The sequence below is a fragment of the Jatrophihabitans fulvus genome (assembly GCF_054781375.1).
The window spans coordinates 1,057,721-1,073,600 of sequence record NZ_BAAGUN010000001.1; the positions used below are offsets into that span (position 1 = coordinate 1,057,721).

The 15,880-nt window shown below is 72.2% G+C and carries 15 protein-coding genes and 1 pseudogene; 10 read left to right on the top strand and 6 right to left on the bottom strand.

Annotation, left to right across the window (positions count from 1 at the left end; translation table 11 throughout):
• Positions 1–233 precede the first annotated feature (233 nt).
• The 3 genes and pseudogenes from ACYVP9_RS05150 to ACYVP9_RS05160 all read left to right on the top strand — a co-directional run.
• Positions 234–1,573: pseudogene (locus ACYVP9_RS05150) on the top strand (alkaline phosphatase family protein); the annotation flags it as partial.
• 261 nt (positions 1,574–1,834) lie between these two features.
• A complete protein-coding gene (locus tag ACYVP9_RS05155) occupies positions 1,835–2,260 on the top strand; it encodes an alkaline phosphatase family protein (protein ID WP_460604297.1) in 426 nt (141 codons plus the stop codon).
• Positions 2,257–2,829, top strand: coding sequence for a hypothetical protein (locus ACYVP9_RS05160; protein WP_460603633.1), 573 nt, complete (start codon positions 2,257–2,259; stop codon positions 2,827–2,829). The genes ACYVP9_RS05155 and ACYVP9_RS05160 overlap by 4 nt, the downstream gene beginning before the upstream one ends.
• A gap of 15 nt (positions 2,830–2,844) precedes the next feature.
• Here the strand turns inward: ACYVP9_RS05160 and ACYVP9_RS05165 are convergent, their stop codons facing one another.
• Positions 2,845–3,321, bottom strand: coding sequence for a molybdenum cofactor biosysynthesis protein (locus ACYVP9_RS05165; RefSeq protein ID WP_460603634.1), 477 nt, complete (start codon positions 3,319–3,321; stop codon positions 2,845–2,847).
• Positions 3,322–3,535: 214 nt separating this feature from the next.
• Between ACYVP9_RS05165 and ACYVP9_RS05170 the strand changes: the two genes are divergently transcribed.
• The gene (locus tag ACYVP9_RS05170; RefSeq protein WP_460603635.1) at positions 3,536–4,375 is read left to right on the top strand and encodes an isopenicillin N synthase family oxygenase; all 840 of its coding nucleotides are present in this window, start codon (positions 3,536–3,538) and stop codon (positions 4,373–4,375) included.
• Between the two features lie 54 nt (positions 4,376–4,429).
• Here the strand turns inward: ACYVP9_RS05170 and ACYVP9_RS05175 are convergent, their stop codons facing one another.
• A complete protein-coding gene (locus ACYVP9_RS05175; protein ID WP_460603636.1) occupies positions 4,430–5,371 on the bottom strand; it encodes an aldo/keto reductase in 942 nt (313 codons plus the stop codon).
• Between the two features lie 44 nt (positions 5,372–5,415).
• On the opposite strand from ACYVP9_RS05175, the gene gmk reads away from it, so the two are divergent.
• The gene (gene gmk / locus ACYVP9_RS05180; protein WP_460603637.1) at positions 5,416–5,994 is read left to right on the top strand and encodes a guanylate kinase; all 579 of its coding nucleotides are present in this window, start codon (positions 5,416–5,418) and stop codon (positions 5,992–5,994) included.
• A gap of 6 nt (positions 5,995–6,000) precedes the next feature.
• Here the strand turns inward: gmk and pntB are convergent, their stop codons facing one another.
• The 3 genes from pntB to ACYVP9_RS05195 all read right to left on the bottom strand — a co-directional run bounded on the left by pntB (position 6,001) and on the right by ACYVP9_RS05195 (position 9,569).
• Positions 6,001–7,443: a Re/Si-specific NAD(P)(+) transhydrogenase subunit beta gene (gene pntB / locus ACYVP9_RS05185; protein ID WP_460603638.1), complete on the bottom strand. Its 1,443-nt coding sequence runs from the start codon at positions 7,441–7,443 to the stop codon at positions 6,001–6,003.
• Complete coding sequence (locus tag ACYVP9_RS05190; protein ID WP_460603639.1) at positions 7,440–8,966, bottom strand: NAD(P) transhydrogenase subunit alpha; 1,527 nt, start codon at positions 8,964–8,966, stop codon at positions 7,440–7,442. The genes pntB and ACYVP9_RS05190 overlap by 4 nt, the downstream gene beginning before the upstream one ends.
• 150 nt (positions 8,967–9,116) lie before the next feature.
• Positions 9,117–9,569 carry a hypothetical protein gene (locus ACYVP9_RS05195; RefSeq protein ID WP_460603640.1) on the bottom strand — a complete coding sequence of 151 codons (453 nt, stop codon included), beginning with the start codon at positions 9,567–9,569 and terminating at the stop codon, positions 9,117–9,119.
• A 118-nt stretch (positions 9,570–9,687) separates the two neighbouring features.
• Here ACYVP9_RS05195 and ACYVP9_RS05200 point away from each other — a divergent pair, with 118 nt between their 5' ends.
• Positions 9,688–10,131, top strand: coding sequence for a hypothetical protein (locus ACYVP9_RS05200; RefSeq protein ID WP_460603641.1), 444 nt, complete (start codon positions 9,688–9,690; stop codon positions 10,129–10,131).
• A 26-nt stretch (positions 10,132–10,157) separates the two neighbouring features.
• The gene (locus tag ACYVP9_RS05205; RefSeq protein WP_460603642.1) at positions 10,158–11,420 is read left to right on the top strand and encodes a hypothetical protein; all 1,263 of its coding nucleotides are present in this window, start codon (positions 10,158–10,160) and stop codon (positions 11,418–11,420) included.
• A gap of 4 nt (positions 11,421–11,424) precedes the next feature.
• On the opposite strand, the gene ACYVP9_RS05210 is transcribed toward ACYVP9_RS05205, so the two are convergent.
• A complete protein-coding gene (locus tag ACYVP9_RS05210; protein ID WP_460603643.1) occupies positions 11,425–12,705 on the bottom strand; it encodes a serine/threonine-protein kinase in 1,281 nt (426 codons plus the stop codon).
• Positions 12,706–12,986: 281 nt separating this feature from the next.
• On the opposite strand from ACYVP9_RS05210, the gene rpoZ reads away from it, so the two are divergent.
• From rpoZ to metK, 3 genes are all read left to right on the top strand, one after another.
• The gene (gene rpoZ / locus ACYVP9_RS05215; protein ID WP_460603644.1) at positions 12,987–13,274 is read left to right on the top strand and encodes a DNA-directed RNA polymerase subunit omega; all 288 of its coding nucleotides are present in this window, start codon (positions 12,987–12,989) and stop codon (positions 13,272–13,274) included.
• Between the two features lie 22 nt (positions 13,275–13,296).
• Positions 13,297–14,532 (top strand): bifunctional phosphopantothenoylcysteine decarboxylase/phosphopantothenate synthase, encoded by a 1,236-nt coding sequence (gene coaBC / locus ACYVP9_RS05220; RefSeq protein WP_460603645.1) that lies wholly within the window; start codon positions 13,297–13,299, stop codon positions 14,530–14,532.
• Positions 14,533–14,663: 131 nt separating this feature from the next.
• Positions 14,664–15,857 (top strand): methionine adenosyltransferase, encoded by a 1,194-nt coding sequence (metK, locus tag ACYVP9_RS05225; RefSeq protein WP_460603646.1) that lies wholly within the window; start codon positions 14,664–14,666, stop codon positions 15,855–15,857.
• Positions 15,858–15,880 lie beyond the last annotated feature (23 nt).

The following is a 15,880-nucleotide window of genomic DNA, read 5'->3' on the forward strand; positions in this document are numbered from 1 at the left end:
GCGGGAACGACGCGCGGGAACGACGCGCGGGAACGACGCGCGGGAACGACGCGCGGGAACGACGCGCGGGAACGACGCGCGGGAACGACGCGCGGGAACGACGCGCGGGAATCGTCCGATTCGGGCGCCTCACCCGGTCTTGTCGTGCGGTTTGCTAAGAACTGCTTATGAGAATCGCCGCTTCGCGTCGTCGTCGTGCCGGTCTGGGTCTCGCCGCCGTCGCGGTGGCCGCACTGGGGTTGTCCGTCGTGTCGGCGTCGGCCGCCCCGCCCCCGTCGCGCGGCGGGGTCACCATCTCGAGCACCGGGCTGCGTCCGGGTCAGATCAAGCACGTGTGCTGATCGTCCTCGAGAACAAGTCGTTCGACGCGACCTTCACCGGCCTGAACCGCAACAGCTACCTCTGGAAGTCACTGCCGGCACAGGGCGCGCTGCTGAAGAACTACTACGGCACCGGCCACTTCAGCCAGGACAACTACGAGACCCTCGTCTCGGGCCAGGCCACCCAACCGGACCTGCAGGCCGACTGCCCGGTGAAGGACTTCGACTTCGGGACCGACCACGACATCGTGCGGCGCGGACGCGACGCGGGGCAGCTGGCCTCGCCCGCCGGCGCAAACGCCGCCAACGGCACCAACGGCTGCACCTACCCGCGCGGCGTGCCGACGCTGTTCAACCAGCTCGACGCCGCCCGACGGACGTGGAAGGGCTACGCGCAGGACCTGCAGGCCGTGCCCGACCGTGAGGACGCCCCCTGCGGCGGCCCGGGCACCGCCGCGAACGACCCGACCACCAACCCGACCGTCATGACGCCCACGGCCGATCACCCACTGCCGTCCGGGGTCACCTCGCTCACCGGCGCGCAGCCGGACGACCAGTACGTGTCGAAGCACTTCCCCTTCTCGTGGTTCCACGCGATCACCGGCACGAAGCGGGCGGACGGCACCACGCAGCCGGGCCTGACCCGTCCGGTGCAGGGCGGTTCGGACTGCGACTCCCGGCACATCGCCAACCTCGACAACCCGTCCCGCGGGCTGTTCCACGACCTGCAGAAGGAGTCGACGACGCCGGCGTTCAGCTGGATCACGCCGAACAACTGCAGCGATGCCCACGACGCGGTCTGCAAGGGCAACAACCTGTCGGGCGCCTTCGACGCGCAGGGCCACCCGCGGTACCAGAAGCCGTCGCCCGACCCGCAGGCCACGAAGCAGAAGAACTTCACCGGCGGGCTCTACGCGGCCGACCTGTTCCTGCGCTACTACATCCCGATGATCGAGCGGTCGCCCGCGTTCAAGGACGGCGGACTGATCGACATCACCTTCGACGAGGGCTTCCCGGCGTTCACCTACACCGGCAACTCGTTCAACAACGCCAACGCCTACGGCCCGACGATGCACGTCGCCCCGGACGCGCACACCTCGATCGTCGCCGACACCGCCGCCGAGAACCTGCACGGCCGCAACGTCCACTACGAGCCGACCGGACCGAACACGCCACTGAAGCAGGACGCCGCGGGCAACCAGCTGTTCCCCGGCCCGGGCAACAACGCGTTCGTCGACCGTCCCGCCCCCTGCACGTCTCCGGGCGTCCCGGCGAGGTGCGTGAACGGCCTGGTGCTCGGGGGCGGTTCGACGAGCCCCGGCCCGCGCACCGACGCCGTCAGCGCGTCCTCCGTGTCGACCTACGTGCAGGACCCGTCGATCGTCGCCGACGACACGGGCCGCGAGGTCACCGCCGCGAGCGGGCCGGGCGGCACCAGCCCGATCCCGGCCGGCACCTTCGTCGGCGCCGTCAGCAACACCGGCCCGCAGTTCCCGACGACGAACACCGGTTCGGTGATCAACTCGTCGTTCCAGCTGGTCGACTCCGCGGGCAACGCGGTCACGCCCACCGGCCCGGTCACCACGCTGACGCTCAGCGGCGAGGGTGAACCCGGCCACCTGCAGCCGGGGCAGACCGCCGACCTGCTGTTCGACCGGACCGACCCGACGACCGGCGGCGGCCAGACCGGCAGCGTGCTCATCAGCCCACTCATCCGCCCCGGAACCGTGAGCAGGACCTTCTACAACCACTACAGCTGGCTGCGCACCATGGAGGACGTCTTCCAGGTCAGCCGCGGTCACGACCGCGGCCGCCTGCCGGCCGGCACCGTGTCCGGCGGTCTCGACGGACGCGGTCACCTCGGCTTCGCGGCGCAGGACGGTCTCGCCCCCTTCGGACGGGACGTGTTCACGGCCGCCGGGCACCGCGGGCGGCGGTGATCGCCCGCGCCGCCTGCGCCGTGCTCGCCGCCGGAGCGGTGCTGGTCGTCGCGGGGTGCTCGGCGGGGTCCGGCCATGCCTCGGTGTCGGCGAGCCGGAGCGACGACACCTACGGCGCCTTGCCCACCTTCCTCCCGACACCGGCCGTCGAGGCGGACAAGCCCGTGTCGGGCGGGCCGGGGCGGCCCGCGGTGACCTCGCAGGGCGACGTCGTCGTGGCGCGCGTCGGCGCCGGGACCGTGCGGGCGACGGTGCTGGGTCCGGTGGTGCCCGGCGAGGGGCTGCCGAAGGTGCAGGAGGCGACCACCGCGACGTGGACGGTCACACTGTCCGGCGCGACGGCGCCCGTGCCGGTGCGCGTGGCCGACTTCGTCGCCCTCGACGACGAGGGCACCATCTACCGTCCGCGGCTCGTGCCGGGCTCACCCCGGCCACCGTCCGTGATCCGGCCGGGCGCGCGCGTCAGCTTCCCGCTGCGGGTCGTCATCGCCACGGGCGAGGGCGTCATGCGCTGGCAGCCTGACGGGCGGTTGGTCGCCGTCTGGGACTTCGTCGTCGAGAACGACTGAGTCGGCGGACGGGCGTCACGACCAGCCGACCGTCACCGCACCCACCCGCAGCACCCCGTCGTCCAACGGCACGCACCGCATGCCGCCGTGCCCGCGCAGTCCCTTCCACGCCCCGGGGCCGACGGTGTGGTCCAGCCACGCGCACGGCCGGGCGGGCCGGACGAGCCGCAGCCGGACGGGCCCGTCGCCGCTGTCGAGGGCCAGCACCCGCCCCTGCGCGGCGTCGACGTCCACTCCGCGCAGCAGGATGTTGCGGCGGGCGGCGACGAGACCCGCGCCCCAGGGCGCGAGCGCCTCGGCCGACATGACCGTGACCGAGGCGTCACGGTGCGCCGCGCGGTTGAAGTACCGGTCACCCACCAGACCCAGCCCGGCGCGGACGGTGACGGCGTCGACCAGTTCGTCCGGAGGCTCCAGCGGCGGCGCCAGCGGGCCCGGCCGGCCCTCGTACCGGTGCTGCGGGGAGACCAGCAGCTCGACGATCTCGGGCACCGGACCATGATGCCGACCGCCCGGTGACCGAGGGTTGAGGGTCCTTTCGTCCCGTTGACACGGGCCTAACGGAAACCTGACAAATCCCTCCGGCCTCCCCCCGGACCCCATCCGCGGTCTGTATGGTCGCCGCGGGCTGTGGCCCGCCGTCGCCCGTCCGGGCGCCGGAACCGTTCAGCGAGAACCCTCGCTTCCCCACAGGGAAGGCCTAACCATGACCAGCACTCTCGTCCCCCCTGTCATCGCACAGGCGGCCAAGGACATCGTCGATCACGGCTACGCCGTGGTGAAGCTCGACGAACTCGGCGCAGCGACGCTGACCAACGCCATCGACACCGCCGTCCGGTTCTTCGAGCAGCCGCTCGAGGAGAAGCTGCGCCACGGCAGCGCCGACCACAACTACGGCTACCGGCCCTTCGGCATCGAGTACTCGATCTCGCCCGAGCGCCCGGACATGAACGAGTGCTTCACCGTGTGGTCCAGCCGCCTGGACCTCATCCCCAACGCGCACGACATCGAGCCGCTGACCGGCTCGTTCCTCGACTACCGCGACACCCTCGCCCCGCTGGTGAAGGCCATCCTGGACGAGATCGCGCAGCACTTCGGCGCCGACCGCGCCCCGGCCTTCGAGAAGGCCGCCTACCTGCAGATCAACTACTCCATCCCGGCCCCGGCGTCGCGCGAGTTCCTGCAGGACAAGCACGAGGACGGTCACATGGTGACCGTGCTGCACCCGACCGCGCCCGGCCTCGAGATCTACGCCGAGGGCGGCGCCGTCGACCGCGTCGAGCCGATGCTGCCGGCCGCCGACGAGATCGTGATCATGCCGGGCTCGGTGCTCACCGCACTGACCGGCGGCGCGGTCGAGCCGCTGTACCACCAGGTGCGCAACCACGGCCTCGACGACCGTCAGTCGATCATGTACTTCGTGAATCCGGAGATCGACGAGCCGCTGTACAGCTGGGTCGACACCGGCGACGTGAAGACCGACATCCGCGACGACGTACGCAACGCCCCGTCGATGTTCGGCCTGCCGCCGGTCGAGGCGCTGTAACTCCCGCTCGACACGTTCGGCCCGCACCCTCACGGGTGCGGGCCGTTCGTCGTGTCAGGACGTGATCTCGTCCAGTTCGGCGAGGTCGGACGGGGTCGGCTGCCAGTTGCCCGCCGCGACGTTGCGGACGACCTGGTCGCGCGACGTCGCTCCGGCGATGACGCTGGTGACGGCCGGCTGCGCGGCGAGCCCGCCCATGGCGACGTCCAGCAGCGTGATGTCGCGGGCCTTCGCGAACGACTCCAGGGCCTCGACGACGTCGAACACCTCGTCGGTGAGGGACGACTGCCGCCCGAACGCCTCGATGCGGCTGCCCTTCGGCGGCGCCTCGCCACGTCGGTACTTGCCCGTCAGCAGGCCGTTGGCCAGCGGGAAGTACGGCAGCAGCCCGAGGCCGTAGTGCTCCAGGGCGGGGACGACGTCGGCCTCCAGGCCGCGTTCGAGCCAGCTGTACTCGTTCTGCGCGCTGACGAAGCGCTCGAGACCGCGGGTGCGCGACGTCCACTCGGCGTCGGCGATCTGGAAGCCGGTGAAGTTGGACGAACCGAGGTAACGCACCTTGCCCGCGCGGACGAGGTCGTCGAGAGCCGACAACGTCTCCTCGATCGGGGTGAGGTCGTCCGGACGGTGCATCTGGTACAGGTCGATCCAGTCCGTCCGCAGCCGTCGCAGCGACGACTCGACGGCCCGCACGATGTAGCGGCGCGACCCGCGGGCGTTCCAGTCCTCGCCGTTGTCGTTGCCGCGGGCGCGGCTGTCGCTGCCGAACTTGGTGGCGATCACGACGTCGTCGCGCCTGCCGGCGAGCAGCTCGCCGAGGCGTTCCTCGGACGTGCCGTACGAGTCGGCGGTGTCGAACAGCGTGATGCCCTCGTCGAGCGCGGCGTGCACGACCTCGCGGCTCTGCTCCATGTCGAGCTTCATGCCGAGGTTGTTGGTGCCGAGCCCGACGACGGACACGGCGAGGCCTGAATTGCCGAGGCGGCGGATCTCCATACCTCCGACAGTACGAGCGCAGGCGCTGCACTAGGTTCGCTGGGGTGACGGGGACGGAGGGTGGCCGGCAGCCGGCCCGGCTGACGGTGCTCTCGGGACCGTCCGGTGTCGGCAAGGGGACGGTCGTGGCCGCGCTGCGCCACCTCGTGCCGCAGGTGTGGGTGTCGGTGTCGGCGACGACGCGCGCGCCCCGCCCGGGCGAGCAGCACGGCGTCGCCTACCGCTTCGTCGACCTGTCCGAGTTCGACCGCATGATCGACGAAGGGGAGCTGCTCGAGCACGCCGAGTTCGCGGGCAACTGCTACGGCACGCCGCGGCAGCAGGTGCTCGACCACCTGGCCGAGGGCGTGCCGACGCTGCTCGAGATCGAGCTGGAGGGCGCCCGGCAGGTACGGGCCACGATGCCCGAGGCGCGGTTCGTGTTCCTCGCGCCGCCGTCGGCGCAGGAACTCGCCCAGCGGCTGAGCGGACGGGGCACCGAGGACGCCGACGCGATGCGCCGCCGCCTCGAACGCGCGGAGGTCGAGATGGCCGCCGCCGACGAGTTCGACCACGTCGTCGTGAACCACGACGTCGAGGAGGCGGCCGCCGCCGTCGCCGCCCTCGTCATCGGCCCCGACTGAGAGCCCTCAGAGGGCGCGCAGAATGTCCTCGACCCGCTGCTTCGCGTCGCCGAACAGCATCTGGGTGTTCTCGCGGAAGAACAGCGGGTTCTGCACACCCGCGTAGCCCGCCGCCATCGACCGCTTGAAGACCACCACGTTCTGCGCCTCCCACACCCGCAGCACCGGCATGCCGGCGATGGGGGAGGACGGGTCGTCGGTCGCCGCCGGGTTCACCGTGTCGTTCGCGCCGATGACGAGCACGACGGACGTGTCGGCGAAGTCGTCGTTGATCTCGTCCATCTCGAGCACGATGTCGTAGGGCACCTTCGCCTCGGCCAGCAGCACGTTCATGTGCCCCGGCAGACGACCCGCGACCGGGTGGATGCCGAAGCGCACCTCGACGCCGCGCTCGCGCAGCTTGCGGGTGAGGTCGGCGACCGGGTACTGCGCCTGCGCCACCGCCATGCCGTAGCCGGGCGTGATGACGACCGACGACGCCTCCTTGAGCAGTTCGGCGGTCTCCTCGGCGGTGATCTCGCGGTGCTCGCCGTAGTCGGTGTCGGCGGACGGTCCCGCCTCGATGCCGAAACCACCCGCGATGACCGAGATGAACGAGCGGTTCATCGCCTGGCACATGATGTAGCTCAGGTACGCACCGGACGAGCCCACGAGCGCGCCGGTGACGATGAGCAGGTCGTTGTTGAGCAGGAAGCCCGACGCCGCCGCCGCCCAGCCGGAGTAGCTGTTGAGCATCGACACCACGACCGGCATGTCGCCGCCGCCGATCGACGCCACCAGGTGCCAGCCCAGCGCGAGCGACAGGATCGTGACGGCCACCAGCAGGCCGAAATTCGGGGACGCGACGAACCAGATCGTCAACGCCACGAACAGCGCGAGCGAGCCGAGGTTGATGAGGTTCTTGCCCGGCAGCATCATCGGTGCCGACTTGATCTTCGCCGACAGCTTGAGGTTCGCGACGATCGAGCCGGTGAACGTCACGCCGCCGATGAACACGCCGATGAACACCTCGGCGTGGTGGATGTTGAGCAGGGTGTTGGCGTCGTCGGCGGCGCGTCCGAGGGCCTCGTAACCCTGGACGCCGACAGCGGTGCCGTGTCCGCCCTCGACCTCGTAGTAGCCGTTCCACCCCACGAGCACGGCGGCGAGACCGACGAAGCTGTGCAGCAGCGCGATGAGCTCGGGCATGCCGGTCATCTCGACGATCTTCGCCCGCCACAACCCGACGGCACCGCCGATGACGACGGCGACGACGAGCAGGACGATCGCGACCGTCTCGGCGTCCTTCGCGACCACCCCGACCGTCGCGGCGAGGGCGATGACCATGCCGCTGATGCCGTACAGCACGCCGAGGCGCGACGACTCGTGTCGGGACAGCCCGGCCAGGCTCATGATGAAGAGCAGGAAGGCGACGATGTACGCGGCCGTCGCGACCGACTGCGCGGTCATTTGCTGAACATCCCGAGCATGCGGCGGGTCACGGCGAACCCGCCGAAGACGTTGATGCTGGCCAGCAGGACGGCGACGAACGCCAGCACCCGGATCACCGTGTACTCCTGCTCGAGCTGCAGCATCGCGCCGACGACGATGATGCCGCTGATCGCGTTCGTCACCGACATCAGCGGCGTGTGCAACGCGTGGTGCACCTTGCCGATCACGTAGTAGCCGACGACGACCGCCAGCACGAGCACGGTGAAGTGCTGCGGCAGCGGGTCGGGCGCGAACGCGTTGACGAGGAACAGCACGAGCACGCCGACGCCGACGAACGTCAGCCGGCGTGCCACCGACATCGGTTGCTTCTCCGGCGGCTTCTCCCTCACCGCCGCCTGCTTCACCGCGGGTGCGGCCGACACCTGGACCGGCGGCGGCGGCCACATGTTCTCGCCGTCCTTGACGACGGTGATGCCGCGTTGCACGACGTCGTCGAGGTCGAGCACGACCTGGCCGTCCTTGCCCGGCGTCAGCAGCTTCATGAGGTTGACGAGGTTGGTGCCGTAGAGCTGCGAGGCCTGCGCCGGAAGGCGTCCGGCGAGGTCGGTGTAACCGATGATCGTCACGCCGTTGTCGGTGGTGACGACCTCGCCCGCCACCGACCCGGCGACGTTGCCGCCCTGCGCGGCGGCCATGTCGACGACCACCGAGCCGGGCTTCATGAGCGCGACCTGCTCGGCGGTGAGCAGCTTCGGTGCGGGGCGGCCGGGGATCAGCGCGGTGGTGATGACGATGTCGACGTCCGCGGCCTGCTCGCTGTAGATCTCGGCCGCGCGGCGGTCGTAGTCCTCGCTCGTCGCCGTCGCGTATCCGGTGCCGGTCTGCTCCTGCTCGACGTCGACGGCCAGGAACTCGCCGCCGAGCGACTTCACCTGGTCGGCGACCTCGGGACGCGGGTCGGTCGCCCGCACGATCGCTCCCAGGCTGGAGGCGGCGCCGATCGCGGCGAGGCCGGCGACACCGGCGCCCGCCACGAGCACCTTCGCCGGCGGCACCTTGCCCGCGGCGGTGACCTGACCGGTGAAGAACCGTCCGAAGACATGGGCGGCCTCGACGACGGCGCGGTAGCCGGCGATGTTGGCCATCGAGCTGAGCACGTCGAGCGACTGCGCGCGCGAGATGCGGGGTACCGCGTCCATCGCGAGCGCGGTGATCGGGCGCGACGCCAGGTTCTCGACCAGCTCGGGGTTCAGCGCGGGGGAGAGCAGGGCGACGACGGTCGCGCCGTCGCGCAGCATCCCCAGCTGCTCGTCCGTGGGCGCGTTGACGCCGAACACGACGTCGGACGACCACACGTCGGCCGCGCCGCCGACGGCGGCGCCGGCCTCGGAGTAGGCGGTGTCGGCGAAGCTGGACGGCTCGCCCGCGCCCGTCTCGACGATCACGTCGTACCCGAGCTTGACGAGCTGCTCGACCGTCTTGGGCGTCGCGGCCACCCGCGTCTCGCCGGGCTTCGCCTCCTTGGTCACGCCGATGCGCACAGTGCGGGTCTCCCGTCGTCGCGCCGTGCCGACCCGGTGGGGCGCGGCCTACGGTCCTGGCTGGGTGATACCTGAGCTGTCCTTGGCGACAGCGGTGCTCGTCGGAACCTAGCGAACCGATCGTGGCGTCGAGCGGCGCCGTGCCCCGGGTCACGTCCGCCGATGTGACGCGGCGGCGTCCAGCAGCGCGGCCAGCCGGCTCCCGGGGACGGCTGCGGCCGCCGCCGCCAGCTCGTCCGGCGTTGCCACCGCGGCCAGGTGCGCCACCGCGCGTCCACCGTCGTCGGCGACCTCGGTCGTGAGCTGCGGACGGGACGCGGCGACCTCGTCGAGCGCGGCCGCGATGCGAGCCGGGTCGCCCGAGCGGACGGCCGGCGAGCCCGCGAGCTGCTCGAGGCGCAGCAGCCGGGCGAGCACCGCCGGATTGCTGATCTTCACCCGCTGTCCGGTGGCGAGCTGGCTGAGCATGGGCGCGCTCAGCCCGATGGCGGCCGCCAGCCGGGACTGCGGGATCCCGTACGCCTGCAGCAACCGGCCGAATCGCACCGACAGCGGCTCGCCGTAGAGCGCGACCTGCTGGGCCACGACGTCATCGGTGTTCATCCGCGCGACCGTGTCGCCGGGGAGGGGGAGCCCTTCCCATCGCGCGGACGCCCCGCCGCCTGCACCCTCGAGGAGGAAGAGCTTTGCACCTGCGAAGGCTACGACGAAGGAGTTCGCGATGTCACCGATGTTCACGACGACCCGTCGGGCCGCCCTGTTCGTGCTGGGCGCGCTGACCGCTCTCGTCGTCGCCGTCCTGCTGTCCGCCGCCCCGGCGAACGCCATCCCGCCGCAGGACCCGAACGGCCCGCCGCCGAGCCCGGCGCCCACCACCTACACGCCGCCGGCCAGTACCGCGCCGGTCGACCGGCACGCGGGCGCCGGCCGGGCGGACGAGCCCGCTCCGGCTCACCCCGGCTCCACCACGACCTCGACCATCGTCGCGATCGGCGGCGCCGCCGCGGTCGTCGTCCCGGGCCTGCTCGGCGCGGTGATGCTGTTCCGCCGGCCGAAGGCGCGCCGGGCGGTGCCCCCGGCGCCCACGGCGCGCCCCGTCCGGCAGCCGGTGCGGATGCCCGTCTACCGCGACACCCGCGTCCTCGCCGTCCCGCCCGCCCGGTGACGGGACGCATCCGCGAGGATCGACCGGTGCACGCAGCCGCCCGCCGCACCGTCGCCGCGACGCTCGCCGTCGTGACGGCGGTGCTCGCGCTGTGCGCGCTCGTCCGCCCGGCGGATGCGCGTCCGTTCCAACCGTCCGGGGCGACGATCACCGGCGGACGCGACGCGGGATCAGCCGTCGCGCTGACGCCCGGCAGCTACGTCGACCGGCTGGCGGCGGGCTCGGACTCCACTGGGTCCGACGGGTCGTCGCTGTTCTACGCGATCGAGACCGCGCGGGGAGAGACGCCGTATCTGGCCGCAACCGTCGGCGTACCGGCGTCGGCGTCGGACGAGGAGTCGATCTCGTTGTCGATCTCGCTCAGCGCGCCCGGTGACGACTCGACCTGTGCCGACAACCGCAGCTACTCGATCACCGGGGATCCGACCCCCGTCAACGTCACGGTCAGCCCGGGGGCGGTGGGCACCGGGGACGAGGACGCCTGCCCGGCGGGCACCCTCATCGCCGAGGTCACGCGTGGCGGGGACGCGGCCGCTGCCACACCGGTGCCTTTCGAGTTGTCGTACAGGCTCGAGCCCCGGGTGACCGCAACGTCCGGTCTGCCGTCCGCCGCGGGCACCAGCCCGGCGAGCCTCGAACCCCGGCTCGTCGGCCCCGCTGCCCGGCTGCGATCCGGCACGACGTACGCCACGGCGCCGCTCATCGGCTCCGGCGTCTACGGCGACACGCTGGACGGCGACGACTTCCACGTGGTGCGGGTGCATCTCGACTGGGGACAGCGTTTCGCGTACCGGGTGACCTTCGCCGGTCGCGACGGTGGCGCCGGCTCCGTGGACGTGAAGGCGGTCGTCCGCAACCCCGCCCGCCAGCCGGTGACGACCGCACCGGGCACCGACAGCGTCTACTCGCTGGACGAGGACCCGGGAGGCGACCGGTTGACCGGCGCCACCTTCGCCCCCGTGCGCTACGAGAACCGCACGTCGACGCAGGACGCTGTGTCCGGCTACGACATCGCCGGCGACTACTACTTCGTGCTGACGACCACGGAGAACGACGACTTCGGCGGCGACGCGAAGTTCTCCTACACCCTGCAGGTGCAGGTGTTCGGCGAGCCGTCCGGCTCACCGAGCTACGCCGCGCCCACGTCGGGCGCGTCGACGGTGCAGGCCGCCGCCGAGGACGGGACGGGCAATGTGCCCGCCGCCGTCGCGGTCGGTGCGGCCGCGGTGGTGGTGCTGCTCGGCATCGCGATCGTCGGCCTGCGCGGCCGGCGTCGCCGTCACGCGTGACGGCTCAGTCGCGCACCCAGACGTAGGTGCCGTCGGCGGTGCGGGCGCACCGGACGGTGCCGCCTGCCGCCGCGCGCCGGTCGCCCTCGTCGGTGAACGAACAGATCTGGTTGACCGTCACGCCCGGCGGGTCGTAGGAGCCGCCGGTCGTCGCCGTGGGTGTCGTGGAGGGGCGCGGCTGCGGTGACGCTGCGTCGTCGCCGGACGCGAGCAGCAGCGGTACGGACACGCCCGCCGCGACGACGACCGCCGCTGCGGCGAGCAGCAGCCCGACCCGGCGGCGCCGGGCGGAGGGTGCCGCGACGGGCGGGCTGCCGTACGGCGCACCCGGCGAGAGTTGCGGGGGACCGGTGACGTACCCCGGCGGGATCGTCTGCTCGCCGGCCGGGACGGCGAACGGTGCGGCCGACGGACCGGCGCCCGGGACCGCGCCCGCTTCGACGAGCGCCTCCTGCGGCAGCGGGGGCAGCTGGTGCAGCACGTCGATCGCGTCCCCGTCGCGGGTGCGCGGCACCGGGTCGCGGGGCACGTCGCGCAGCCAGGCACGGGCCTCCTGCGCGCTCGACGGCCGCATCGAGGGGTCGACGGAGCCGAGCGAGGCCACGACGTCGCGCAGCCGTCCGGGCGGGAGGGACGAGACGTCCGTGGGCTCGCCGAGCTGCGCCGGCTCGACGCCGCTCGCGAGGGCGGCCGCGACCCGCCCGGCCGCGAAGAGGTCCTGCTGGACGGACGGCCCCACGTCGCCGCGCACCAGTTCGGGGGCGAGGTAGCCCGGGGTGCCGACGACGGTGCCGACCTGGGTCAGGTGGGCGTCGTCGGCGCCGAGCGCGAGGCCGAAATCGCTGAGCATGAGCTGGATCGGGCCGGTGCCGGTCGCGCGCAGCAACAGGTTCGCGGGCTTGACGTCGCGGTGCACGAGCCCCGCCCCGTGCACCTGCTCGAGCGCCTCGAGCAGCTGGTCGAGCATGACCGCGACGGTGCCGGGGGAGAGCGGGCCGTAGTCGTTGATCAGGGTGTGCACCGACCCGCCGTCGACCAGCTCGCTGGCGATCACGACGTGCGCGTCCTCGGCTGCCCACGAGTACGGCGTGAGAACGTGGTCGTGCGACATGCGCACCGACTGCTCGCGGACGAAACGCAGCAGGTCGCCCGCGTCCCGACGGCGCAGCACCTTCGCCGCGCAGAACACCTGGCGCTTGCGGTCGAACGCCCGCCACACCGTGCCGCTGCCACCACGGGCGATGGGGTCGCACAGGGCGAACCGCCCGGCGACGACATCGGTCATGGGGCCATTATCCGGGGACCTGCCCAGCAGCAGCGTCGGGCGGCCCGCGCGCCGCACCGTGCCGGTGGCCGCGGCGGGCCCGCGCCCGGGGAGGGCGCGGGTCGGCGCGGCGGACAGGTTCACCTGCACATCGTCGCACCGGACATTCGCACATGCAAACGGCGCGCCGGACGGCGGGATTGGGCGTCGGGAGGGCCCGCGCGGTATCGTGGTGGGTCGGACGCGCGCCGTGTGACCACAGGCGCCGCGCCGATTCCCGGAACGCTACAGAGAGCTGAGTCGTGTCCTCACCCGAAGGCATCACCAACCCGCCCATCGACGAGCTGCTCGACCGCACGCAGTCGAAGTACGCGCTGGTGATCATCGCCGCCAAGCGGGCGCGTCAGATCAACGCCTACTACAGCCAGCTCGGCGAGGGCCTGCTCGAGTACGTCGGCCCGCTCGTCGAGACCGCGCCGCAGGAGAAGCCGCTGTCGATCGCCATGCGTGAGATCAACAGCGACCTCATCGAGTTCAAGCCCAGCGAGCCCGCCCCGGCCGAGGCCGAGACGCCCGCCGAGACGATCTGACCGCGCCGACCACCCGGTACCCGTGAGCGCCGTCGTCCTCGGCGTGGGCGGCGGTATCGCCGCCTACAAGGTCGCCGACCTGCTGCGCAAGCTGGTCGAGAACGCCCACGACGTCCGCGTCGTCCCGACCGCGTCCGCGCTCGAGTTCGTGGGCGCGCCCACCTGGGCAGCGCTGTCGCACCACCCGGTCCACGCCGACGTCTGGACCGACGCCGACGAGGTGCCGCACGTGCGCCTCGGGCGGCGCGCCGAGCTGGTCGTCGTCGCTCCTGCCACCGCCGACCTGCTCGCCCGTGCGGCGCACGGCCTGGCCGACGACCTGCTCACCAACACCCTGCTCACCGCACGGTGCCCGGTGCTGTTCGTGCCCGCGATGCACACCGAGATGTGGGAGCACCCGGCCGTCGTCGACAACGTGGCCACCCTGCGTCGCCGCGGCTGCGTCGTGCTCGACCCCGCCACGGGTCGCCTCACCGGCGCCGACACCGGCAAGGGCCGGCTGCCCGAGCCCGCCGAGATCGCGCTGCTGGCCGAGCTGCTGCTGCGCCGGCCGGACGCGCTGCCGCGGGACCTCGCCGGCCGCCACGTCGTCGTCAGCGCCGGCGGCACGCGCGAGCCGCTCGATCCCGTCCGCTTCCTCGGCAACGCCTCGTCGGGCAAGCAGGGCGTCGCGCTGGCCGCCGTCGCTGCCGCCCGTGGTGCCCGGGTCACCCTCGTCGCCGCCAACGTCGAGCTGCCGGCGCCCGCGGGGGTCGACGTCGTGCCGGTCGGCTCGGCCCGCGAGCTGCGCGACGGCGTCCATGCCGCCGCCGGTGGCGCCGACGCGGTGGTGATGGCCGCCGCCGTCGCCGACTTCCGCCCGTCCGACGCGGCCGGGCACAAGATCAAGAAGGACGGCTCCGCGCCGTCCCCGGTCGCTCTCGTCGAGAACCCGGACGTGCTGGCCGAGGTCGTCGCCGCCGGGCGGCCGGGCCAGGTCGTGGTCGGGTTCGCCGCCGAGACCGGCGACGAGTCCGGCAGCGTCCTCGACCACGGCCGCACCAAGCTGCGGCGCAAGGGCTGCGACCTGCTCGTCGTCAACGCGGTGGGCCCGGGCGTCGCGTTCGGCCAACCCGACAACGCGGCCGTGATCCTCGGCCGCGACGGCTCCGAGCACGAGGTCGAACGCGGCCCCAAGCACCTGCTCGCGGCCGCCGTGTGGGACGCCGTCGCCGCCCGACTCACCGCACGACCGGCAGCTCATCCCGGGAGCGCCTGAGCGTCACGGGGCCCGTTGCCGGGGGATTCGTTAGACTCCGGCGGAATCCATCTGTTCCCTACCTGCGGTGCAGAGATGGCCCGTGCCCCCGAGCCCGGGGCCGTCCCCACCGCCGAGAAGCCGGAGTATTCGTGTCCCGTCGCCTCTTCACGTCCGAGTCCGTCACCGAAGGGCACCCGGACAAGATCGCCGACCAGATCAGCGACTCGATCCTGGACGCCCTGCTGGCCGAGGATCCCGCCAGCCGCGTCGCCGTCGAGACCCTCATCATGACCGGCCAGGTGCACGTGGCGGGCGAGGTCACCACGTCGGCCTACGTCGACATCCCGAAGCTCGTCCGCGACCGCATCATCGAGATCGGTTACGACTCGTCGCGCAAGGGCTTCGACGGCGAGTCCTGCGGCGTCAGCATCTCGATCGGCGCGCAGTCGGCCGACATCGCGCAGGGCGTCGACACCGCCTACGAGAAGCGCGTCGAGTCCAGCGACGACGAGATCGCCTCCCAGGGCGCGGGCGACCAGGGCCTGATGTTCGGCTACGCCAGCGACGAGACGCCCGAGCTCATGCCGCTGCCGATCTGGCTGGCGCACCGCCTCTCCGAGCGACTCACCGAGGTGCGCAAGAACGGCACCGTGCCCTACCTGCGCCCCGACGGCAAGACGCAGGTCACCATCGAGTACGTCGACGGCCTGCCCGCGCGCCTCGACACCGTCGTGCTCTCCACGCAGCACGCCGACGACATCGACCTCGACACCCTGCTCAAGCCGGACATCGAGGAGCACGTCATCACGCCGGTCGTGTCGGGCCTCGACATCGACACCTCGAACTACCGCCTGCTCGTCAACCCGACCGGTCGCTTCGTCATCGGTGGCCCGATGGGCGACGCCGGCCTGACCGGTCGCAAGATCATCGTCGACACATACGGCGGCATGGCCCGCCACGGCGGCGGCGCGTTCTCCGGCAAGGACCCGTCGAAGGTCGACCGCTCCGCCGCCTACGCGATGCGCTGGGTCGCCAAGAACGTCGTCGCCGCGAAGCTCGCGACGCGCTGCGAGGTCCAGGTCGCGTACGCGATCGGCAAGGCCGAGCCCGTGGGCCTGTTCGTCGAGACGTTCGGCACCGAGACCGTCGCGATCGACAAGATCGAGGACGCCATCACGCAGACGTTCGACCTGCGTCCGGCCGCGATCATCCGCGACCTCGACCTCAAGCGGCCGATCTACGCGAAGACCGCCGCCTACGGCCACTTCGGCCGCGAGGACGCCGACTTCACGTGGGAGCGCACCGACCGCGCCGAGCAGCTGGCGAAGCTCGCCAACGGGTAAGCACACCGCCTGTCCCGACGCCC